Source organism: Neolewinella aquimaris, assembly GCF_014197245.1.
GTDB lineage: Bacteria > Bacteroidota > Bacteroidia > Chitinophagales > Saprospiraceae > Neolewinella > Neolewinella aquimaris.
Genome location: NZ_JACIFF010000007.1, coordinates 49,332 through 70,472, shown reverse-complemented (window position 1 = coordinate 70,472; position 21,141 = coordinate 49,332). Strand labels below are relative to the sequence as shown.

16 protein-coding genes and 1 riboswitch are annotated in these 21,141 nt (G+C 61.0%); of the genes, 9 read left to right on the top strand and 7 right to left on the bottom strand.

What is annotated here, in order from left to right; translation table 11 throughout:
• Nucleotides 1-25 precede the first annotated feature (25 nt).
• A complete protein-coding gene (locus GGR28_RS13530) occupies nucleotides 26-424 on the top strand; it encodes a ribonuclease P protein component (protein WP_183496343.1) in 399 nt (132 codons plus the stop codon).
• On the opposite strand, the gene GGR28_RS13525 is transcribed toward GGR28_RS13530, so the two are convergent.
• A complete protein-coding gene (locus tag GGR28_RS13525; RefSeq protein WP_183496342.1) occupies nucleotides 407-1,654 on the bottom strand; it encodes a dipeptidase in 1,248 nt (415 codons plus the stop codon). The two genes, GGR28_RS13530 and GGR28_RS13525, sit on opposite strands and share 18 nt — an antisense overlap.
• A gap of 226 nt (nucleotides 1,655-1,880) precedes the next feature.
• Here GGR28_RS13525 and GGR28_RS13520 point away from each other — a divergent pair, with 226 nt between their 5' ends.
• Complete coding sequence (locus GGR28_RS13520) at nucleotides 1,881-4,103, top strand: M28 family peptidase (RefSeq protein WP_183496341.1); 2,223 nt, start codon at nucleotides 1,881-1,883, stop codon at nucleotides 4,101-4,103.
• Nucleotides 4,104-4,153: 50 nt separating this feature from the next.
• On the top strand, nucleotides 4,154-4,645 hold the full coding sequence (locus GGR28_RS13515) for a hypothetical protein (protein ID WP_183496340.1): 492 nt from the start codon (nucleotides 4,154-4,156) through the stop codon (nucleotides 4,643-4,645).
• 6 nt (nucleotides 4,646-4,651) lie between these two features.
• Here the strand turns inward: GGR28_RS13515 and GGR28_RS13510 are convergent, their stop codons facing one another.
• Nucleotides 4,652-5,752: a VWA domain-containing protein gene (locus tag GGR28_RS13510; protein ID WP_183496339.1), complete on the bottom strand. Its 1,101-nt coding sequence runs from the start codon at nucleotides 5,750-5,752 to the stop codon at nucleotides 4,652-4,654.
• Nucleotides 5,745-7,145 (bottom strand): serine hydrolase domain-containing protein, encoded by a 1,401-nt coding sequence (locus tag GGR28_RS13505; RefSeq protein ID WP_183496338.1) that lies wholly within the window; start codon nucleotides 7,143-7,145, stop codon nucleotides 5,745-5,747. The genes GGR28_RS13510 and GGR28_RS13505 overlap by 8 nt, the downstream gene beginning before the upstream one ends.
• A 38-nt stretch (nucleotides 7,146-7,183) precedes the next feature.
• On the opposite strand from GGR28_RS13505, the gene GGR28_RS13500 reads away from it, so the two are divergent.
• Nucleotides 7,184-9,472 carry a DUF5682 family protein gene (locus tag GGR28_RS13500; protein ID WP_183496337.1) on the top strand — a complete coding sequence of 763 codons (2,289 nt, stop codon included), beginning with the start codon at nucleotides 7,184-7,186 and terminating at the stop codon, nucleotides 9,470-9,472.
• 271 nt (nucleotides 9,473-9,743) lie between these two features.
• Entirely contained in the window at nucleotides 9,744-10,394 is a 651-nt protein-coding gene (locus GGR28_RS13495) for a metal-dependent transcriptional regulator (RefSeq protein WP_183496336.1), read from the top strand.
• Between the two features lie 8 nt (nucleotides 10,395-10,402).
• Here GGR28_RS13495 and GGR28_RS13490 read toward each other — a convergent pair whose 3' ends face one another.
• Nucleotides 10,403-11,278 (bottom strand): YitT family protein, encoded by an 876-nt coding sequence (locus tag GGR28_RS13490; protein ID WP_246416739.1) that lies wholly within the window; start codon nucleotides 11,276-11,278, stop codon nucleotides 10,403-10,405.
• A 39-nt stretch (nucleotides 11,279-11,317) separates the two neighbouring features.
• Complete coding sequence (locus GGR28_RS13485) at nucleotides 11,318-13,210, bottom strand: TonB-dependent receptor plug domain-containing protein (protein ID WP_183496335.1); 1,893 nt, start codon at nucleotides 13,208-13,210, stop codon at nucleotides 11,318-11,320.
• 131 nt (nucleotides 13,211-13,341) lie between these two features.
• A riboswitch (cobalamin riboswitch) is annotated at nucleotides 13,342-13,508 on the bottom strand.
• Between the two features lie 76 nt (nucleotides 13,509-13,584).
• Here GGR28_RS13485 and GGR28_RS13480 point away from each other — a divergent pair.
• The 3 genes from GGR28_RS13480 (at nucleotide 13,585) to porG (ending at nucleotide 17,961) form a co-directional block, all read left to right on the top strand.
• Complete coding sequence (locus tag GGR28_RS13480) at nucleotides 13,585-14,649, top strand: DmpA family aminopeptidase (RefSeq protein WP_183496543.1); 1,065 nt, start codon at nucleotides 13,585-13,587, stop codon at nucleotides 14,647-14,649.
• An 86-nt stretch (nucleotides 14,650-14,735) separates the two neighbouring features.
• The gene (locus GGR28_RS13475) at nucleotides 14,736-16,958 is read left to right on the top strand and encodes a DUF5916 domain-containing protein (protein WP_319936732.1); all 2,223 of its coding nucleotides are present in this window, start codon (nucleotides 14,736-14,738) and stop codon (nucleotides 16,956-16,958) included.
• Nucleotides 16,959-17,010: 52 nt separating this feature from the next.
• Nucleotides 17,011-17,961, top strand: a complete 951-nt coding sequence (gene porG / locus GGR28_RS13470) for a type IX secretion system protein PorG (RefSeq protein ID WP_246416738.1) — start codon at nucleotides 17,011-17,013, stop codon at nucleotides 17,959-17,961.
• On the opposite strand, the gene GGR28_RS13465 is transcribed toward porG, so the two are convergent.
• Together GGR28_RS13465 and GGR28_RS13460 are read right to left on the bottom strand one after the other, a co-directional pair.
• The gene (locus tag GGR28_RS13465) at nucleotides 17,958-19,046 is read right to left on the bottom strand and encodes a quinone-dependent dihydroorotate dehydrogenase (protein WP_183496334.1); all 1,089 of its coding nucleotides are present in this window, start codon (nucleotides 19,044-19,046) and stop codon (nucleotides 17,958-17,960) included. The genes porG and GGR28_RS13465 overlap by 4 nt on opposite strands.
• Before the next feature lie 16 nt (nucleotides 19,047-19,062).
• Nucleotides 19,063-19,878: a universal stress protein gene (locus tag GGR28_RS13460; protein ID WP_183496333.1), complete on the bottom strand. Its 816-nt coding sequence runs from the start codon at nucleotides 19,876-19,878 to the stop codon at nucleotides 19,063-19,065.
• A 104-nt stretch (nucleotides 19,879-19,982) separates the two neighbouring features.
• Here GGR28_RS13460 and GGR28_RS13455 point away from each other — a divergent pair, with 104 nt between their 5' ends.
• Nucleotides 19,983-21,137 (top strand): DNA polymerase III subunit, encoded by a 1,155-nt coding sequence (locus GGR28_RS13455; protein ID WP_183496332.1) that lies wholly within the window; start codon nucleotides 19,983-19,985, stop codon nucleotides 21,135-21,137.
• The last annotated feature ends 4 nt before the right edge of the window (nucleotides 21,138-21,141 follow it).

Below are 21,141 nucleotides of genomic sequence, written 5' to 3'. Positions count from 1 at the left end.
TAAAAAGCCTTATTCCGCCCCACCCATGTCCCAGAAATTTCACTCCGCCGAACGCCTGAAATCCCGCAAGGAGATCGGCCGTTTGTTTGCTGCTGGTGCGGGTACGGCCTCGTCCTACCCTTTGCGCGTGGTGTTTCGGCCCGTCGAGCGGCGGCGGGGAGATCCTTCATACAAGGTCACCTTCGTGGTTCCTAAACGCCGTTTTAAACGCGCCGTCGACCGCAACCTGCTCAAGCGGCGCATGCGCGAGGCCTACCGCCTGAACAAACATCTTCTGGCGGGGCCGCAGGTGCCACGGGAGTCGGGCAAAGAGCAAAGTCAACTGGCCGTGCTCTTTATGTATACCGGCAAGGAGGAACTGCCCTACGCCACCATCGAGCGAAAAATGGTGAAGCTCCTACGGCAACTACCCGCGGGCGGATGAGGCCGCTTCCACGGCGCGCCACACCCGTAATACGTTGCCGGACACGATCTTCTTGATGTCTTCGTCGGAGTAGCCGCGCTTCAGTAGCGTATAGATGAGGTTGGGGTAGTCGGCTACGTCCTTCAGGCCGGTGGGTAGGCTGTCGCCGACGCCATCGAAGTCCGAGCCCAGTCCGACGTGATCGATACCGGCGATCTCAACCACGTGGTCGATGTGGTCGGCTACCATTTCCAGGTCGGAGTAGAGGGTGGGGTTTTCCTGCTGGAAACTGTCGATCATCGCCTGGCGCTCGTCGCTGCCATCTTCGTAACCGGCTTCGGCGAGGCGATTGAGCAGAACGCCGCGTAGGCTATCCTGGCGTTCGCGCAGGGCTCCGTCGAGGAAGGTGGAGCCGAAATTGATCTGGATGACGCCGCCGTTCTCTCCCAGTCGCTCGATCATGTCATCATCCATATTGCGCTGGAAGCCGGGCGTGAACTTCCGTACCGAGGAATGGCTCGCGATGACGGGTACGTCGGTGATCTCCATCACGTCCCAGAAGGCCGAGTCACTGATGTGGCTTACGTCGACCATAATGCCGACGCGGTTCATCTCCTTTACCACTTCCTCACCGAAGGGGCTTAGGCCGCCGTTGGTGTTGAGGGTGTCGTAGCTGCTGTCGGAGATGAGGTTATCCTTGGCATGGGTCAGGGTGATGTAGCGAATGCCCTTGTTGTAGTATTCCTGCACACGTTCGAGGCGATCTTCGATGGGGGATCCGTTTTCCATGCCCATGGGGAGGCTCATGACGCCGTCGCGGAAGTTTTGTTCCAGGTCGTCCGGACTGGTTGCGATGCGAAATTTATCCGGGTGGGCGGCGGCGATTCCCTTCACCATATCGATCAGGCTATCGGCCAGGGCGGGGCTGCCTCCGGGTTCTTCCTGCAGGCTGCTGGGAATGTATATCGACATGAAGGGAGCATCCAGGCCGCCCTTTACGGCACGAACGTAGTCGAAGTCTCCTTCGCTGGTTTCCACCGGGATACCGAGCATCTCGCGTTCGAGCCGGAAGTTTTTCACCTTGAGTCGGTAGGGCAGGTCAACGTGACCGTCGGTGATCAGGTAGGCGTGGGCGAGGCTGTCGGCGTGGGCGCGGAGCTCGACGTCGGTCCTTTCGGTGGGTGCATTGGTGCCGTCGGTGCCGCAGGCGAAGAGGAGGGGAAGTAACAGGATAGGCAGAAAGCGGAGCATGTGGGTAAATGTTAAGGAAGGAGAGTGAATGGATCGACTCCGGCATGCCGGCTTGGGGCGAAATTACGGAATTGCGCGAGAGCGGTCCGACGGCTTAAGCGGTCCGACCGCTTAAGCCGTCGGACGGGGTGACCCCGTCCGGCATTTGAAATTACCGACGGGGGCACCCCGTTGGACGGCTGTAGTGAAAAATGGTTACATTTCCAACTTTAATGCCCTACGATTTATGAAATCACCCACGTTGACCTTACTGGTACTGGCCGTTTGCACGTTTTCCCTCCAGGTCGCCGCCCAAACCACCGCCCCCCTCATGGGATTCACCGAGGCAAGCGCCCAGCAGCAGCGCACTATCGAAACCCAACTCGATGCCCTCGTAACTCCCGGCAATCTGGACGAATGGATGCAGTACATGACCGCCCGGCCCCACCACGTGGGTTCACCCTACGATAAAAAGGTGGTCGACTTCATGGCGGAGAAGTTTCGGTCTTGGGGGTATGAAGTAGAAGTAGAGCGGTTCGATGTCCTATTCCCTACGCCTAAGCTGCGTAAACTGGAACTCATCGCCCCCACGAAGTACACCGCCATGCTCCAGGAACCACCGGTCGCGGGGGATGCTGCTACCGAGCAAACCGACGAGGCACTACCACCCTACAATGCATTCTCCATCGATGGTGACGTGACGGCCGAGCTCGTATTCGTGAACTACGGCGTCCCGGCCGACTACGAAGAACTCGAGAAGCGGGGCATCGACGTAAGGGGCAAAATCGTGATCGCCAAGTATCAGGGTTCTTGGCGCGGCATCAAGCCGAAAGTGGCGGCGGAGAAAGGAGCCATCGGCTGTATTCTCTATTCCGACCCGGAAGACGACGGCTACTACCGGGGAGAAACCTACCCCGATGGCGCCTTCAAGAACGAATACGGCGTACAGCGCGGCGCGGTCATGGACCTGCCCTCCCAGCCCGGCGATCCGCTGACGCCCGGATACGGAGCCACCGAGGGAGCCGAGCGACTGGATCGGGAAGACGCACCCGGTCTCACCAAAATCCCCGTCCTACCCATCTCCTATCACGATGCCCAACCCCTGCTCGAAGCCCTTGAAGGACCCGTAGCCCCCGCCAGCTGGCGCGGTGCCCTGCCCATCACTTACCGGATCGGACCCGGGCCGGCGGAAGTGCACCTGCAACTGGAGTTTAACTGGGACCTCGCCCCCGCCTACGATGTCATCGCTACCCTCGAAGGAAGCGCCTACCCCGACGAGTGGATCATCCGCGGTAACCACCACGATGCCTGGGTGCACGGTGCCAACGACCCGATCAGCGGCATGGTCGCCGTCATGGAGGAAGCCCGCGCGGTGAGCGAACTGGTAAAAACCGGCTGGCGCCCCAAACGCACGATCAAGTACGCCGCCTGGGGTGCCGAAGAGCCCGGTCTGCTCGGCTCTACGGAGTGGGTAGAAACTCACGCTGAGGAGCTTAAGGAAAAGGCCGTTGCCTACATCAATACCGACGGTACCGGTCGCGGGTTCCTCAACGCGGGAGGCTCCCACACCCTGGAAAAATTCTTCGGCGAGATCACGGAAGACGTGATGGACCCCCAGACCGGCGTGACCGTATTCGCCCGCGCCGCGGCGGAGAGTGAGGTGAACGACAAGAAGAAACTGGAGCACTTCAACTTATCGGCACTGGGCTCCGGCTCCGACTATTCCCCCTTCTTCCAGCACCTCGGCATCGCTTCCTTCAATATGGGATTCGGTGGAGAAAGCAGCGGCGGGGAGTACCACACGATGTACGATTCATACGACCACTACAAGCGCTTTAAGGATCCGGATTTCAGCTACGGTGCCGCCCTGGTCAAGGTGGCCGGCCGAACCACCCTGCGACTGGCTAGTGCCGATGTCCTGCCCTTCGAATTCGAGCGCTTCGGCACCACGCTGGAGGGCTACGTAAAGGAAGTGACGGAGCTGGCCGACCAGCAACGGGAAGAGACGGCGCGGGAGAACAAACTCATCCGCGATGGCGCCTACCAACTCGCCGCCGACCCCACCCAGCCTTTCGTTGTCCCCACCGCCAAAGAAGAAGTACCCTACCTCAATTTCGCCCCGCTCCAGAACGGACTGCACCGCATCAACCAACTGGCCGGACAGTACGATGCCGCCAAAGCGACTAACTTATCGGCCGAGGAGCGCGACCGACTCAACCGGTTGTTCATCGACCTCGAACGCCAACTCACCCGCGAGGAAGGACTGCCCCGCCGGCCCTGGTTCATCCACCACGTGTACGCACCCGGCTACTACACCGGCTACGGCGTCAAGACCCTGCCCGGCGTGCGGGAAGCGATCGAGCAACGGAACTACCCCGAAGCCCAGGAGCAGATCGAGAAACTCGGCGAGGTGCTGGAAACCTACGGCGACCAAATGGAGAAAATCATCGGACTCACCGCCACCCGCTAGCCAACTATCTTTGGCGTCAGACTGTCCTTTCTACCATCTACCTCCCCGGCATGCGCCTGATCCTATTGCTTTTTCTCGGTTTGCTCTGCACCCGCGTACCCGCCCAGAAGGTACTGCTGTTCGAAAAGCTGACGGACTCGAAGAGCCAGCGCATGTACGAGGGCGACCTGCTGCGCTTTAAGCTGAAGGGCGACGATTTCTGGCAGGAAGGCTACATCCGCGAAATGCGGCCCGACATCCAGGCGCTGGTCATCAACGACCGCTTCGTGATGATCGAGGAGATCGCGGTCGTCCACCGCGGCGGCACCATCGCCACGCAACTGGGCTACGGGCTGATGACCTTCGGTGCCGGCTGGTCGGTCTTCGCGGCACTGGGTTACTCCACCGACAAGGATCCCACCACTAGCTATACTACGGACGATGCCCTCGTCACCGCCGTTTCGGTCGCAACGGGCTTCGCCCTTCTGAAGGTGCTCGGTACACGGAAGTTTCGCACCAATAAGTACCGGCGATTGCGGATAGTGGACATCAGTTTTAAGTAAACGAACTCACCCGTACAGCGCCTTAGCCAGTACCTCGGGAAACGCGCCCGGCGTGCTTGCAAAAGGCTTTAGTCCCAGTTCGGTAAACTGAGCCGCGACCTCCTGGTCGAAGGCCGGTGCCCCCTGATCGTTGAGGGCCAAGATGGGCAGAAACGTTAGGCCGGAATGGACCAGGCGGCGGACGGACTGCAGCATATTCGCCACCGATCCCCCCTCAAACAGGTCGCTCAGCAGGACCAGTACCGTATCGCGCGGAGCCACATTGAGCTGCTCGGCGTACTTCAGGGCGCGGCCGATATCGGTGCCACCCCCCAGCTGCAGGGCAAACAGCAGTTCGATGGGGTCGGGGAGCCGTGCGGTCAGGTCGACTACGCTGGTATCGAAAGCCACGACGTGCGTCTTTACGCTGGGCAGGCTCGCCAGAATGCAGGAAAGCACCCCGGCGTAGACCACGGAAGTCGCCATGGAGCCGCTCTGGTCGATCAGCAAAATGATGTGCTTCAGACTGGCCTTGCTCCGCTTTTGTCCGCGCAGGTTCACCGGCAGCACGGTGCGGTACTGCGGCTGGTAGTGCTTCATGTTGACCCGGATGGTCTGATCCCAATCTATGTCCGCGTGGCGGGGCCTTCGGTTGCGGATACTCTGTCGCCTGCGGCCGCTTACGGCCTGGAGGAGGGGCTGACGTAGTTGCTTTTCGATCTCCTCGACCACTTTTCGAACCACCATACGGGCGGTTTCCCGGCTGCGCTCGGGCAGTACGTTCTTCAGGCTGAGGAGGGTGCCGACCAAGTGGACGTCGGGTTGGATCGTCTCCAGCAATTCGGGTTCGAGCAGCATTTGCTGGAGGCCAAGGCGTTCGAGGGCGTCGCGCTGTAGCAACTGCACCGTATCGGTGGGGAAGTACTTGCGAATATCGCCGAGCCAGCGGTTGACGTTCGGAGTGGAGGGGCCGAGGCCACCCTTGCGTTCGTCGGAATTGTAGAGGGCCTCCAGGGTGGCATCCATGCCGGTGGCGCGGGCATCGAGTTCCGGACCTCCATTGTCCCCCTGGGCTTCCTGACCGAGGATCAGCCGCCACTTGCGCCGGTACTCGTCGTAATCACTCATCGGCGGCGAGAATGCGGCTGATCAGCCCGTCAAAATCAGTGACCTTATCCTCCCCGTGTCCGAGTCGGGCAATCACCAGTTGCCGACTGGGGATGACAATCACGCGCTGGTCCTGAAAACCACGCATCGTGTACGCATCATCAGGAAGTGAGGGCATATCCGGACCGGGGAGCCAGAGGTGGGCACCGTAGATTCCTTCACTTCCTGCCGCCGGTTGCCGCATGTAATCGATCCAGCCGGGGGGCAGCAGGGTGTCGCCGTTCCAGACGCCGTCCTGCAGCATAAACTGTCCGAGCCGTGTCCAATCGCGGGCCGTCGCCCATCCGTAACTGCTGCCGACGGGGCGGCCGCTCTGGTCGGGTTCAATAAGTAGGGACGGGGCCGCGGGTGCAAAGATGGAATCGAGAAAAGCATACAGGGCCTGGTTTCCCCCGAGTTCGCGCCTCAGGTACTCCATAAGAATGTTGGAGGTCCCGCTGGAATAATTCCACACCGTGCCGGGCGGTTCGATCACCGGACTACGGAGGGCAAACTCCGCAAAATCGGGTCGTTCGTGCAGCATTACGGTAGCGTCGGTGATGCTGCCGTAGCCCTCGTTCCAGGCGAGGCCGGAGTTCATGTGGAGGAGATCGGCCAGGTTAATTTCCGATCCTCGTCCGCCGAATTCCTTCGCCCCTCGTCCGCCGAATCCCTTCGCCCCAAGCGAAGGTTCGTCGGACGAGTAAAACCCAGATTCCCCCAACCCAGCAAAGGCATCACCAGCCCCACTCGGCCGACGAACCCCGGTATCCGCCCCAAGCGTATCCCGGGGAATTCGGCGGACGAGGGCGCCCACGGCCATACCCGTTAGCGTCTTCGTCATGGACCAGCCCAGCAGCGGCGTATTTTCGTCGAAGCCCGGAGCATAGCGCTCCCCGACGATCTGGCCGTCCTTGAGAATAACGATGCCCCGGGCACCCCCGCCGGGTACGGGCTGCATGCCGTAGTCGAGGGCCTCAGCGAACTTTACAGGTGCCACGAGGGCCGGCTCCTTCTTGAATTTTCTTGCTCCTGCATCCCCGCCCACGGGCAACGGCAGCTTCTCTTCGTTAACGAGTACGCAGCCCCGGTCTCCGAGGAACTTTGCCCGGCGGTCGACCAGTCCGAAAAAGGAGGCGTGCACGAAGCTGTCGCGGGTTTCTAGGGAGTAGTATCCCAGCACACTAAAATTTAGGTCGTGCGTGCTGATTTCGCCCAGATCCCGGCCCTGTAAAAAGTGGCAGCTGCAGGCGTGTTTGGCCGCATAACCACCGCCAATGCTGAGCAGGGGGCGCAGCCAGAGGAAGGCGGCAAAGAGGATAACGCCTAGCAGGGTGATGCCGACGAGCCAGCGTTTGAGGGGGGTGGTATGCATACTGAGGGACCAAAGATAGCGGGCCGTACCTTCACCCCATGCAAACGCGCACCTTCGGTATTCGTCACCACGGTCCCGGGTCGGCCCGCCGACTACGGGGGGAATTGGAACGTTGGCAACCCGACCTGATCCTGCTCGAAGCGCCCGCCGACAGCCTGCCCGCCCTGCTGCAACTTACCGAACCCGGCATGCTGCCCCCCCTGGCCCTGGTACTCTACGAAGCCAAGAACATCGAACGGGCGAGCTTTTACCCCTTTGCGCGTTTCAGTCCCGAGTACCAGGCGCTCGACTGGGCCCGGGAAGCCGACGTGGAAGTGCGCCCCATCGACTTGCCAGCCCAAATTTACCTGGCCCAGCGGGAGGACAAGCCCCTTTCCCTTTTTCCCGAACCCGAGGTGGATGAGCCCTCAGCCATCCCGGGAAAAACGCGTGCGGCACTCACCGCCCAACTGAGGCGCGACCCCCTTTCCGTCATCGCCGAGCTGGCCGGATATCCCGATAGTGAAACTTGGTGGGACGCCACCCTGGAACGGACTGACCGGGACGGCGAACAAACCTTCGCCGCCATCCTCGATATCGTCTCCGACTTGCGCGCCACCTTCCCCGAAGCATCGGATACGGAGAACGAACAGCGCGAAGCCTACATGCGCGGGGAAATCCGCAAGGCCCTTAAACAGGGCTTTCAACGCATCGCCATCGTCGTCGGGGCCTGGCACGGACCGGCGGTGCACGATACGGTAACCCGAAAGGCCAGCACGGACAAGGCCATTCTGCGGGGGCTGCCCAAAGTGAAGGTGAGCCAGGCCTGGGTGCCGTGGTCCTTCCCCCGACTGAGCCGCCAGGGCGGCTACGGTGCGGGAGTGACCTCCCCGGCCTGGTACGCGACCCTCTTCGACTTCCCCGAGCGGGCAGTGGACCGCTGGATGGCGCAGGCCGCCATCCTGCTGCGGGAAGAAGGTTTTGAAGCAAGCCCCGCCATGGCTACGGAGGGAGTCGGACTGGCCACCACCCTGGCCACGCTACGGGAACACGAGCATGCTGGCATTGCCGAACTGGAAGAAGCGGTACTGAGTACCCTGGCAGCCGGCAAACGGGAGCGACTGGAATTGATCCACCGCAGGCTCACGGTGGGGGAGCGGGTAGGCTTCGTGCCGCCGGACGTTACGACCGTCCCCCTGCTGGAAGACTTGCGCGCCGAAGTGAAGAGCACCCGGATGAGCAAACTCTGGGAGGTGGCGGGGGAGCACTACCTCAAGGCTACAAAGTCCGACCCCCGGGGCGGCATCGACCTGCGGCAGGCCAACGACCTGCGCAAAAGTCACCTGCTGCATCGGCTGAACCTCCTCGACATTCACTGGGGAAAGCTCCAGCCCAGTGGCCCCGACAGCCTGAGCAGCTTCAAGGAAGTGTGGCTGCTGGAGTGGCAGCCGGAATTTAGCCTGCTGGTGATCGAACGCGGCAGCTACGGCAACACCGTGGCCACGGCCGCCGCCGCCTTCGCCCGCGAACGCGCCGCCGCCCTGACCGGCGTGCGCCAACTCGCCGAACTGACCCTCCACTGCCTGCGCGCGGCCCTGCCCGAGGTCGTGCCCCGCATGATGCAGTTGCTACGGAGCCGCGCCGCGGAGACGACCGACGTAAGCTCCCTGCTCGCGGCCCTGCCCGCCCTGGTGCAAACCAGTCGGTACGGAGATAGCCGCAAGACCGATACCACCGCGCTGCTCGTGGTCATCGACGAACTGCTTCCCCGCCTGGTGGCCAGTCTTACCGCCGCCGCTACGAACCTCGATGATGAGCGCGGTCAGGAAATGGTGGAATTGCTCGCGGCGGCGAATTATCACCTGGCCCAGTTGGACAACGAGCTGCTTGACGTCATTTGGTTGGAGGGGCTCACCCGCACTGCGGCGGCCGGCGTGCATCCGGGTGTGGAGGGACACTGCCTACGCATCCTCTACGACCGGGAAGTGATCTCCGCGGAGGAGGCGGCGACCCGGTTTTCACGCGCCCTGTCGCGGGCCCACGGGGCACCGGCCATAGCGGGCTGGATCGGCGGGTTCCTGCACGGCAGCGGACAGTTGTTGCTGCACCACCCCCCGCTGTATCACCTCATCGACGAGTGGGTGGCGGGACTGGAGTGGGAAGATTTTGAGGGGGTGCTGGCGCTGCTGCGGCGGACTTTTTCCACCTTCTCCGTGTACGATCGCCAGCGCCTGATGAAGATGACCGAGGCCGCAACGACCGAGAAACCCGCGGAACAAACCGGTCCGGGGCAACCCCCGCCGCCACCGGACCCCCTGGTGGATCACCTCCTGGAATGGATGGTCTAAAAAAAAGTCGAAAAAAATGCGTGCGGGCTTGTGACCCCGGTACGGATCTGGCGTCTGTAGTTCGATTTCAGGGCTACATGAACAGACACTCCCGGGAATTGGCCTCCGGATCGTACCAATGAATGACACAATTTCATAGAACTCACCTGTTACGTCTAAAGGATTTCTTCTTTTCGTGCCCCCGCCATCCGGCGGGGGCATTTTTGTTTCCAGCCATGTTGCGGGTGATACGGTAGAGCCCGGGGAATGCCGACGCTGTTATCTTTGCGGCATGCCAACCCCTACGGAAGAAAATTACCTGAAAGCACTGTTGTCACTCACCGACGAGAACGGCAAAGCAAGCATCTCCGAACTCGGTAAGGTCCTGGGAGTAAGCACCCCTTCCGTCAACAGCATGGTGCGCAAACTCAGCGACCGCGGGCTGGTGGAATATCAGCGCTACCAGCCTCTGGGGCTGACGCCGGCCGGCCGGAAAGCCGCCGCCCTCGTCGTGCGCAAGCACCGCCTGACGGAGATGTTCCTGGTCGAAGTAATGGGCTTCGGCTGGGAGGAGGTCCACAGCATCGCCGAGCAGATCGAGCACGTGGACAGTCCCGCCTTTTTCACCCGTATGGATAAGCTGATGGGCCACCCGACGGTAGACCCCCACGGCTCTCCCATCCCCGACGCACAGGGCGACTTCCAGGAATCCACCCACCGCCGGCTCGACGAATGCCCGCCCGGAGAAACGGTCACCATCACCGGTCTGGAAAACTCATCGGCGGACTTTCTGCACTACCTCAACGGCCGCGACCTGAGCCTGCATACCACGCTTACTATCCACCAGCGGGAGGAATTTGACGGTTCGCTCACGGTATCCTATCCGGGGCACGAAAGGGAAGTGCTCAGCAAGGTGGTGGCCAGTAAACTCCGGGTGGGGTAGGGAACCCCTTAATCCTCCGCCAGTGGACGCCGCTTGATCATGCCCCCGTGCACGTCGCTGATGCTGTTCATGGTGATGAAGGCGCGTGGATCGATGTCCTGCACCAGCAGGGTGAGTTTGCGAATCTCGAGTCGCGTGATCACGGCGTAGAGAATGTCGTGGTCCTCCTCCTTCCGGCCGGTGTAACCGTAACCACCCTGGCCGCGGTAAATAGTAACTCCGCAACCAAGCCGTTCGATCAGTGCCTTGCGGATCGCAATGTTGTCCTTGCTGATGATGGTCACCCCGGTGTACTCCTCGACGCCGTCGATGATGAAGTCGAGGGCCTTGGAGGCTACGATGTAGGTAAGCAAGGAGTACAGTGCCTGCTCTACCGACAGCACGAGGGCAGCAACGATGAAGATCACCACGTTGATCATGATCACCCAGTCGCTCACCTTCGCCCCCACCTTGCGGCTCAGGAAAATGGCCAGCACCTCCGTCCCGTCCAGCACACTACCCCCCCGCATGCTCAGGCCGATGCCGACTCCGATGAAAAAGCCGCCGAAAATGGATACCAGCAGCCGGTCTTCGGTAAGGAAGGGAAAATCGATGACCCCCACCGCCACCGCAAGCAGGCCGATGGCGACGGCCGTTTTAACCGCAAAGTTGCGGCCGATGACCACCCGGGCAAGTAAAAGGAAGGGCAGGTTTACCACGATCAGCAGTACCGGAAGGGGCCACCCCAGAATACGTACCAGCAGTAGGCAGACACCCGTCACGCCCCCGTCGATGAAGTGACTCGGCAGCAGCAGCCCCTTGAGTCCGAACGCCGCGCTCAGCACGCCGAGGCAGATAAAGAGTCCGTCGGTCAGTTGGTCGGTGGTGTGGCGGGTCATAGGCATGGTTGAAGATAGGCGGCTTTTCCCGCGGGCGAGGCTGTGTTACAGGGTGTAGGCTACACCCACCCGGGGCACAATCCCCACGGTACTGAATCCGGTGACCTCTACAAATTTTGCCCCCGTCAAGTTCTGTACTTCCCCGAAGACCGTCAGGTTCCGCTCCCGCAATACCCGGTATTCAACGTAGGCATTTACAATGAGGTAAGGATCGAGGGTGAGGCGGATGGGGATAAACTGCTCGTCGAAAATCAAATCCTGCCGCCCCCCGGTATAAGTTCCGGTCAAGCGAGCCAGGAAGGGCGATTCGGCGCGGTAAGTCAGTCCTAGGAATGAAGTAAAGCGCGGACGCCGGGGGAATTCATCGGTCTCCTCGATCACCCCGGGCGCGGTCTCCTGCTCCAGTTTCCCCCGCACGTAGGTCAGGTTTCCGCTAAGGCTCAGCCGGGTGCCGAGCAGTGCCGAAGCCTCCAGTTCCACGCCACGATCCCGTAGGTTGTCGCGGTTCAAATAACCCAACTGGAATTCGTACACGATCAATTGCTCGATGTTGCGCTGGAACAGGGTCAGGTCCATCCGGTACTTCCCGGCGGGATCGGCCCACTCCGCCCCGAACTCGAAGGAAGTAGACACTTGCGGTTGCAGATCCGGGTTTGCCCCGAATGGCCCACCTAACTGATCTGGGGTCGGACTCTGAAACGCACTCGCCACGGAGGCCCGCAAGCGCAGCAGCTCGGTTGCCTTCGCCCCCACGGCAAGGGAGTAGTTGCTCTGTCCGCCGAAGTTGCTGTGGTGGTTGTAGCGGTAGCCCGCCTCCAGGAGTAGCCGCTCGGCCGTTTGCCAGTTGGCCTGTACGTAGGGGGCAACATTGGTGGCGTCCACGTCTGGGTTGCCGGGGTAATGGCTCAGCAGTTTTTCGCCCCGCACCTGCGTTCCCGCCGTAAGGTGTACCCGTTTGTGGGCCCGGTAGGTGGCGTACAGATCCCCCTGTTGTGCCCGCCCGCTGAAGCGTGCCTCACCGAAGATCTGATCGTTAAACACCCGGTCCGTAGCGGCATAATTATAGCGCACGCCTATCGCAGTTTTTCCCTTCGCGTAATCGATGGCCACGCTGGGTAGCCACAACTCGTTGGTGTAGCGGTTATCGGCGTCCGTAAAGGGTCCGGCATCGTAATCCCCATCGAACGTCGCCCGACGCAGGGCCGGTCGGATCGTCAGTTCCTCGGTGGGGCGGTAGGTAAGACTTGCGGTGTACGTCCGTCGTTCGGCCCCGTCGCGATCGTAGCTTACCTGGCCAAATTCCGGCTCGGCAGCCTCGCTCAGTCCCCCCGTGGTATAGTGATCGTAGCCCAGGCGGTAATCCAGTTTTTCCGTTCGGCCACTCGCAGCCACACTTCCTTCGTAGGTATCGTAGCGCTGGGCGGCGGCGCGCAGGTGCAGGGTAAACGGGTCAAAAGCCGTGTCCTTACCGGCCGTGATGAGGTTAATGACCCCGGCCACCGCATCGGAACCGTAGAGCAGCGACCTGGCCCCACGCAGAATCTCGATCCGCTCGATTCCCCGCAGCGATAGTAGGCGCAAATCTACCGCACCCCCTAGCGAGGACGGGTCGACCAGCGGCTGCCCGTCGACCAGAATCAGGGTAAATTGGTTACCCCCGTTGCGCAGAAAAATACTCCTGTCCTTCCCCGGATTGCTGTACGCCCCGTTGATCACGATGCCCGCCTGCTCGTTCAGCAACTGACCCAGGTCCACCGCCCGCGCGATCGTCGCCGAATCAATCACCGTCACCTTGTCCGGACTCTCCGCCCGCAAGCGCGCATACCGCGCCCCCGTCACCACCACCTCCTCCGAAGTAGTCGTCAACGCAGGCACCTCCTGCCCAAACAGGCAGCAACCGGACATCAGAAATAGGAATAGAATATACTGCCGATACATAAGCGCGAATTTATCGGCAAAAGGCAAAGGAAAACGCAGGCAGCCCCAGTACTACCGTACTACCCGACTAAAGTACTACCGTACTAAAGTACTCCCCTACTAATCCCTCCTCCTTCTCACCGAAAAGCAAAGAAATATGACGCGACCCGGCAGGTCTTCTGGCTCACCCCTCCGGTTCACCGCCTTCCCAAACCCGAAGGGTTCAGTGGCATCGTGGTGGCCGGCGTGTGGGGCTTACAGCTGCGGGGACAGCTCCGGATTTTCACCGGATTCCCTTACCTGATTGCGCCGCGAAGGTACGTTGTCGGTAACGAGAAAGGCTTAATTTGTGCACCGTGCAACGTATTTACTTCCTCCTGCCGATTATTCTTTTGATGACCGAGTCACTGTCTGCCCAGTCCCGCCCCCGTGAGCTCGGCGTGCCCTTCGGCGTCATGACGCCCGGCCCGCTCAACGCGATCACGGACGTGGCCGGCGTAAGGGTAGGGCACACCACCCTGATCGAGGGCGACAGCATCCGCACCGGCGTGACGGCCATCCTGCCCCACGCGGGTGATCTATACCAAGAAAAGGTGCCGGCCGCAATCTACCTCGGCAACGGCTACGGTAAGCTGGCCGGCTACAGTCAGGTGAAGGAGCTGGGCGAACTGGAGACGCCCATCGTACTTACCAATACGCTCAGCGTAGCCACCGCCACGAATGCCCTGATCACGGCCTGCCTGGCCGATAATCCAGAAGTGCAGAGCGTAAACGCCGTCGTCGGGGAAACGAACGATGGATTCCTGAACGACATCCGCGGCCGCCATGTCACCCAGGCCCATGTGCTGGCGGCCCTCGGTTCGGCAGCCGGGAGCGAAGTGGAAGAGGGCAACGTTGGCGCGGGCACCGGAACCAGTTGCTTCGGCTGGAAGGGCGGCATCGGTACCTCCAGCCGGCTGTTACCGGAAAGCCTTGGTGGCTACACGGTCGGCGTACTCGTGCAGACGAATTTCGGTGGTGTGCTCCAGATTGCCGGGGTGCCCGTGGGTCAAAAATTAGGCCGGTACTACTTCCGCGACGAGCTGGAAAGTCACGCCGACGGCTCCTGCATGATCGTAGTGGCCACCGATGCCCCCCTCGGTCCCCGTAATCTCGAACGGCTCGCCAAGCGCGCCATGCTCGGACTGGCCCGCACCGGTGGCATCGCCAGCAACGGCAGTGGAGACTACGTGATCGCCTTCTCCACCGCTACCGAAAACCGGATCGTGGCCGGGGGTGCACGCGTGCGCACCCTAAGTGAACTGAGCAATGGGGCCGTCTCCCCCCTCTTCCTGGCCGTGATCGAAGCTACCGAGGAGGCCATCATTAATTCGCTCTTCGCCGCCGAGGACATGACCGGCCACAACGGTCGCCACCGCGAGGCCCTGCCGGTGGAAAAGGTGCTGGAGCTGCTGCGTTAGGCCGGACGGCTTCTTTCCTAAATTCACCGCTCCTGCGTCCCCGCCAAAAAACTATCTTTAGCCTTGCACCCCGACCAGATTTGCCCGTGAGATTACCGTTACTCGCTCTTTATTTGCTTTTCGTCACCACAATAGGCGCTCAGACGCTTACTTTCGATTCGCAAACCGCCAATGAGCCTCCCTCCGCCACCGTTGTCCGCTTTGCGCAGGGCATCAACCTGGACGGCAAGCTCGACGAAATGGAATGGCAAAACGGACAGCCCGCCAAAGATTTTTGGGAGACCTTCCCCGCCGATACCAGCCGGGCGATCTACCCCACGGAGGTGTACTTCGGCTACGACGATCAGAACCTCTACGTAGCCGCCATCTGCCGTACGAAGGGCAATAAATTCGTCATTCCCAGCCTGCGCCGCGACTACCGCGCCGGGGGCAACGACAACATCACCTTCGTCTTCAATCCCTTTCGCGACAAGACCAACGCCATCGTCTTCGGCATGAACCCCTACGGCGTGACCCGCGAAGCGCTGATCTCCAACGGCGGCGAAAACCGGGAGGATTTTCAGGAAAACTGGGACAACAAGTGGCGCGGCGAGAGCTTCATCGGCGACGACTACTGGTCGTGCGAAATGGTGATTCCCTTTTCCAGCCTCCGTTTTCCCAGCGGCGCTGCCGAGTGGTTCTTCAACAGCTACCGGATGGACACCCAGAGCAATACGCGCAGCACCTGGCACCGCATCCCCCAGAACCAGATCATCATGAGCCTCGCCTATATGGGCAGCCTCCGTTTCGAGGGTGGCGCCCCCCGGGCGCAGACCAAGAACATTGCCGTGATCCCCTACGCCGGGGGAGGCATGCGCCGCGATTACCAAAACGATAAACCCACCGACTTCGACGGCAACGTCGGCGGCGACGCGAAGATCGGCATCGGCAGCGGCCTTAACCTCGACCTCACCTTCAACCCCGATTTCAGCCAGGTGGAGGTCGACGAGCAGGTCATCAACACCACCCGCTTCGAAGTCTTCTTCCCGGAACGCCGGCAGTTTTTTCTGGAGAACGCCGACCTGTTCGGCTCCTTCGGGTTTGAGCGGGCCAACCCCTTCTTCAGCCGCCGCATCGGCGTCACCCGCGATACGACGACGGGGGAGGGACTGCAGAACCCCATTTATTTCGGGGCCCGACTCAGCGGCAAGCTCAACGACGACTGGCGCATCGGCCTGCTGAACATGCAGGCGGCCCGTAACCTCGACCAGGGCCTGCCCAGTTTCAACTATACGGTAGCTACCACCCAGCGGCGGATCGGCGCCCGCAGCAGCGTCGGCGGTATCTTCGTCAACAAGCAGAACTTCACCAACTTCACGGATACCACCGAGACCAATCCCGACTTCAACCGCGTGGTCGGCTTCGACTACAACCTGGCCACCCGCGACAACGCCTGGAACGGCAAGACTTTCGTTCACCGCAGTTTTTCGGCGCAAGAAGGCGGCGATGATTACACCCACGGCCTGAACCTCGAGTACCGCCACCGCAACTGGAACGTCGAATACGATCACCTGTACGTAGGGGAAGATTTTAACGCTGAGGTCGGCTTCGTGCCCCGCCGCGGCTACTTTACCAGCGGGGTCGAGGCATCCTACATTCGTTATCCTGCAAATCCGCAGGTGGTGGAGAAGGGGCCGGTGGTGGAGGCCCGCCTGTTCTCCCAACCCGGCGACGGCCTTACCGACCGCAACTTCATGGCCGGATACCGCTGGCGGTTCGCCAATACGAGTCGGTTGAGCCTGGGAACGGGTTATGAATACATATTTCTGTTCAAGGATTTCGATCCCTCGCGGACCGGCGCCACCCCCCTGCCGGGCGGACGGGGATACGGCTACTGGCGCGGCGGCGCGGAGTACGAGAGCGACAACCGCAAGCGGTTGAGTACGGGACTCGAAGCCGAGGCGGGCCAGTTCTTCAACGGCTACGGGTACAGCCTGAGTGGTAATTTGCAGTACCGCTACCAGCCGCTGGGGAGCATCGACCTTCGCTTCAGCTACCAGTACCTCGATCTGCCCGCTCCCTACGCCAGCACGGCGCTTTTCCTCATCGGGCCGCGCATCGACTTTACCTTCTCCAAGTCGGTCTTCCTGACCACCTTCGTGCAGTACAACGACCAGATCGACAACATCAACATCAACGCCCGTTTGCAGTGGCGCTTTGCTCCGGTCAGCGATTTCTTTTTGGTGTATACCGACAATTACGATAGCCTCGACTTCGGAGTCAAGAACCGCGCCATCGTTGCCAAGGTCACCTACTGGCTCAACATTTGACGCTTTTGGCGGGGACGCGGGTGCAAGGTGAATTGCCGAAAGCGGAAAACCTTTGGCTGGATATACCGTTGCGACAGCCTTCGACGTTAAGCTCACCATTCCCGATTGCATGCGGCCAACTATCATCTTTCTGACCTTAGTGGTTTTCCTCTCCTTCACTCCCGGCGCGCAGGCCCAGTTGCAGATGCGGGGACTGGAGTTGGGGCCATGGGTAGGCTCCTCCTTTTATCTGGGGGACCTCAACACCGAGTTTCGGTTCAATCACCCCAATCTGGCCGGTGGATTCGCCGCCCGCTACAACTTCAACCACCGCCTGGCCGTGCGGGGAAGTTTTAACTACGGATCGGTCGAGGCCTACGACAGCGAAAGCGAAAATACCTTCGAGCGACTGCGCAACCTCAGCTTCCAGACGCGGGTCCGCGACCTGACCGCACAAGCGGAATTCAACTTCTTACCCTACTTCCACGGCAGCAGGGAATATTTCTTCACCCCCTACGCCTTCGCCGGGGTTTCCCTCTTCAGCTTTACCCCCCGCGCAAGGGCCAGTAATGGCGACTTGGTCAAACTACGCCCCCTGGGTACCGAAGGCCAGCCGAAGGGAAAGGAGTACAGCAGCTTCAGCACCGCACTTACGTACGGCATCGGCATCCGCTGGGACCTCACCTACGCCCTGAGCTTCGACGCCAACCTGAGCATCCGCAATACGGCTACCGATTACCTCGATGACGTAAGTACCGTGTATCCAAACCAGATCAGGCTGGCCCAGGACCGGGGCAATATTGCTTCCTACCTTAGCGACCGCAGCCTTCCTTCGGAGGAGGGTGGGCCCCCCGTCAACCGCGAGGGCACCCAGCGCGGCGACGATTCCCTCAACGACCGCTACCTGATGCTCGGCATCGGACTCAATTACTACTTCGGCGACGTACTGTGCCCCCAGGTAGTGAAGGGGAAAGCGCGCCGGCAATCGAAAAAGGATAGTAAAAAACGGAGAAAGCGTCGCTAGCTTTTTTCCACGAGGCCCCGCTTGATGTCCCGTACCAGGCCCGGGCCTGCGTAGACCATACCACTGTACACCTGGATTAATTTGGCTCCGGCATCCAGTTTTTCCTGGGCCGACGCTAGGTCTTCGATTCCGCCGACGCCGATGATGTCCAGTGTACGCCCACTCTGCTCGTAGAGGTAACGGATCACTTCGGTAGCACGCCGGCGTAGCGGGGCGCCGCTCAGCCCGCCGTTGCCAATTCCCTCGATCTCACTGATGTCGGTACGCAATGGACTGCGGGCGACCGTCGTATTGGTGGCGATGATGCCGGCGATGTGCGTGTCCTGTACGATTTGAAGGATGTCGTCCAGCTGCCCCTCCGTCAGGTCCGGCGCGATCTTGAGGAGGATGGGCTTCCGGTGCCAGAGTTCGCCCGGGCGACCGAGTTCGGTGGTGGTGCGGTGTTCCGAACGGCTCAATTGGGCATTGAGTTCCTGCAACTTGGTGAGCAGAGCGGTCAGCGGGGCCCGGTCCTGTAATTCGCGCAGGTTGGGGGTATTGGGGGAGCTGACGTTGACTACGAAGTAATCGACCAGGGAGAAGAGCCGCTCGAAGCACGTTACGTAGTCGGTAGTTGCTTCCTCGTTGGGCGTCGCTTTGTTCTTGCCGATGTTTCCGCCCAGGACGACCCGATCGGGCCGCCCGTCGCGGAGCAGGCGGCGGGCCAGGGCCTCCACGCCCTCGTTGTTGAAGCCCATGCGGTTGATGAGGGCGCGGTCGGCCGGTAGCCGAAAGAGCCGGGGGTGCGGATTGCCGCCCTGGGGCAGGGGAGTGACGGTACCGAGTTCGAGGAAGCCGAAGCCGAGGCTCGACATATAGCGGTAGTATTTACCATCCTTGTCGAAGCCGGCCGCCAGCCCCACCCGGTTCGGAAAGGGGATGCCGAATAGCTCGGTCTCCAGCCGGGGATCTTCGTAGCGGTAAGTACGCCGGAAAATATCGCTCACTCCGGGCAGCGCGAGGGTGGCCGCGAGCCCCTGTACGGTCAGTGCGTGGGCGCGTTCCGGTTGTAGTCTAAACAGTAGCGGCTTCAGGATGCTATACATGGCGCGAAGGTAAGTCCTACGCGTCCTGTAGTACGAGCAGCGGAACGGGACTGTCGAAGACCACCTTGCTTACGGTGCTTTCGTTGAACAGGCGGCCGAAGAATCCGCGATCGTGGTAGATCAGGCAGAGCAGGTCGGCCCGGTGCAGCTTGATCGTTTTCTGGATGCCCTCGGTGATGGATTCTTCCTCGCCCCGGCGTACTTCGAACCGGTGGGTAATGCCGGAAAGGTATTCGGGCAGTTTGGGATCGTAGCCCTTGCCGTCTCCATCCCGGTCGCCGTGGTAAACGATCAATTCGGCGCCGTAGGCCCGGATGAGCTCGATGAGCGGTTGGAGTACGTGCGGACCGGCGAGGGGCTGGTCGTCTACGGAAAGGATGACCCGGTTGATGTCGCTGAAGGGCACCTTGACCGGCACGGCCAGGACCGGCAGCTTGGAATTTTTGATCACCGAATTCGCTACGCTGCCGGTAAAGAGCTCCCGCGCGGCGGTCGATCCCTTAGTTCCCATCACGATCAGGTCATAGTCTTTTGCCTTAGCGACCCGGGTGATGGTCCTGCCCGGATCACCGTCAACGGTATGGATATCGATGGATGCGCCGTTGGTCAGTTGACCGCTGACTTCATTCTTCACCTGGGTCATGGTTTCCATGGCCTGCTCCCGGATCTTTTGCCGGATATCCACGAGCGCTCCGGCCGAGGCACTGTAGGGTTCCTCGACGGCGGAAACCAGGGAGAGCTGGCTGCCGAAGTGATTGGCGAGGGAGACGCCATAGTGAACGGCGCTGCCGGCGCTATCGGAGTAATCGGTGGCGACCATTATCTTTTTCATGTTGGGTACGGGTTGTTAGGGCAATATACGTACATCGCAGCATCCGCCGCAGTTCGGCAAGCGCTTACCCGCCCCAAATTGCTACCTTTACCCCCGATACGATCATGTACTTCGACCAACTCATACATCTACCTTCGGGGATCAGTCAGTTGCGGCAAATGGCCGCTACCGACCGGCTCCCCCACGCCAATTTGTTGCTGGCCCCACCGGGTACCGGCGGGTTACCCGCCGCGCTCGCCGTAGCTAATTTGTTGTTGTGCGAAGACCGGCAGGGCCCGGGTGGGGACAGCTGCTGCGGCCGCTGCCGCGCGTGCCGCAAGACGGCCGGAGTCGTTCACCCCGACCTACACTTTACCTTCCCGACCGTCGGGTCCAAAATGACCAGCGATCCCTTCCTTCCCCAGTGGCGCGAGTCCCTGAAGGAATCCCCCTACCAGGAGGCCAACGACTGGCTGCAGCGCATCGGAGCCGAAAACAAGCAGGGCAACATCACCCGTGAATCCTGTGCCACCATCTTGCGCAAACTCAACCTCAAAATATTTGAGGGGCGCTACAAGATCATGCTGATCTGGCTGCCCGAGTACCTGGGCAATGAGGGCAACCGCCTCCTGAAAATGATCGAGGAGCCCCCCGAGCGGACCATCTTCCTGCTCGTCGCCGAACGCCTCGACCTCATCCTCACCACCGTCCTGAGCCGCTGCCAACTCACTAAACTCGGTCCGCCCACCGACGCCGAGATCTCCCGTGCCCTGGTGAGTCGGGGCATCGAGGGCGCCCGACCGGAAGTACTGGAAACCGCCGCCCGCCTGGCCGGAGGCAACTACAACCTGGCCATCTCCCTGGCCGAAACGGAAACCGAATCCCACGGCCCCCGCCTCCTCGACTGGATGCGCGCCTGCTTTCAGGGCAGTCCGGCGAAACTCATCGCCTGGACCGACGACTTCGCCAAGCTCGGCCGCGAAACCCAGAAACACTTCATTCGGTACTGCCTCCACTACTGGCGGGAATTTCTCCTGCTGTCGGTAACCGGAAACGAAAACAACGGCGTGCGCCTACCCCCCGCGGAGCTGCGCAGTGCTACTAAAATGCTGCCCCTGATCGACCACGATCAACTGGCCGGCATCATAAATCTGTTGAGCGCGTGCGCCGAACACATCGAACGCAACGCCAACCCCAAAATCCTTTTTCTGGATGCGGGCATCCGCATTCACCAACTACTCCGCCACCGCGAACCGGAAAGCCGGGCCGCAAGGGCGTAAACAT

What these genes read in the sequence shown, in the direction of transcription:
- GGR28_RS13455 (WP_183496332.1), top strand. Translation starts at nt 19,983, where the DNA reads ATGTACTTCGACCAACTCATACATCTACCTTCGGGGATCAGTCAGTTG.
- GGR28_RS13530 (WP_183496343.1), top strand. Translation starts at nt 26, where the DNA reads ATGTCCCAGAAATTTCACTCCGCCGAACGCCTGAAATCCCGCAAGGAG.
- GGR28_RS13495 (WP_183496336.1), top strand. Translation starts at nt 9,744, where the DNA reads ATGCCAACCCCTACGGAAGAAAATTACCTGAAAGCACTGTTGTCACTC.
- GGR28_RS13460 (WP_183496333.1), bottom strand. Translation starts at nt 19,878, where the DNA reads ATGAAAAAGATAATGGTCGCCACCGATTACTCCGATAGCGCCGGCAGC.
- GGR28_RS13500 (WP_183496337.1), top strand. Translation starts at nt 7,184, where the DNA reads ATGCAAACGCGCACCTTCGGTATTCGTCACCACGGTCCCGGGTCGGCC.
- GGR28_RS13525 (WP_183496342.1), bottom strand. Translation starts at nt 1,654, where the DNA reads ATGCTCCGCTTTCTGCCTATCCTGTTACTTCCCCTCCTCTTCGCCTGC.
- GGR28_RS13515 (WP_183496340.1), top strand. Translation starts at nt 4,154, where the DNA reads ATGCGCCTGATCCTATTGCTTTTTCTCGGTTTGCTCTGCACCCGCGTA.
- GGR28_RS13505 (WP_183496338.1), bottom strand. Translation starts at nt 7,145, where the DNA reads ATGCATACCACCCCCCTCAAACGCTGGCTCGTCGGCATCACCCTGCTA.
- GGR28_RS13465 (WP_183496334.1), bottom strand. Translation starts at nt 19,046, where the DNA reads ATGTATAGCATCCTGAAGCCGCTACTGTTTAGACTACAACCGGAACGC.
- GGR28_RS13485 (WP_183496335.1), bottom strand. Translation starts at nt 13,210, where the DNA reads ATGTATCGGCAGTATATTCTATTCCTATTTCTGATGTCCGGTTGCTGC.
- GGR28_RS13520 (WP_183496341.1), top strand. Translation starts at nt 1,881, where the DNA reads ATGAAATCACCCACGTTGACCTTACTGGTACTGGCCGTTTGCACGTTT.
- GGR28_RS13510 (WP_183496339.1), bottom strand. Translation starts at nt 5,752, where the DNA reads ATGAGTGATTACGACGAGTACCGGCGCAAGTGGCGGCTGATCCTCGGT.
- GGR28_RS13490 (WP_246416739.1), bottom strand. Translation starts at nt 11,278, where the DNA reads ATGCCTATGACCCGCCACACCACCGACCAACTGACCGACGGACTCTTT.
- GGR28_RS13480 (WP_183496543.1), top strand. Translation starts at nt 13,585, where the DNA reads ATGACCGAGTCACTGTCTGCCCAGTCCCGCCCCCGTGAGCTCGGCGTG.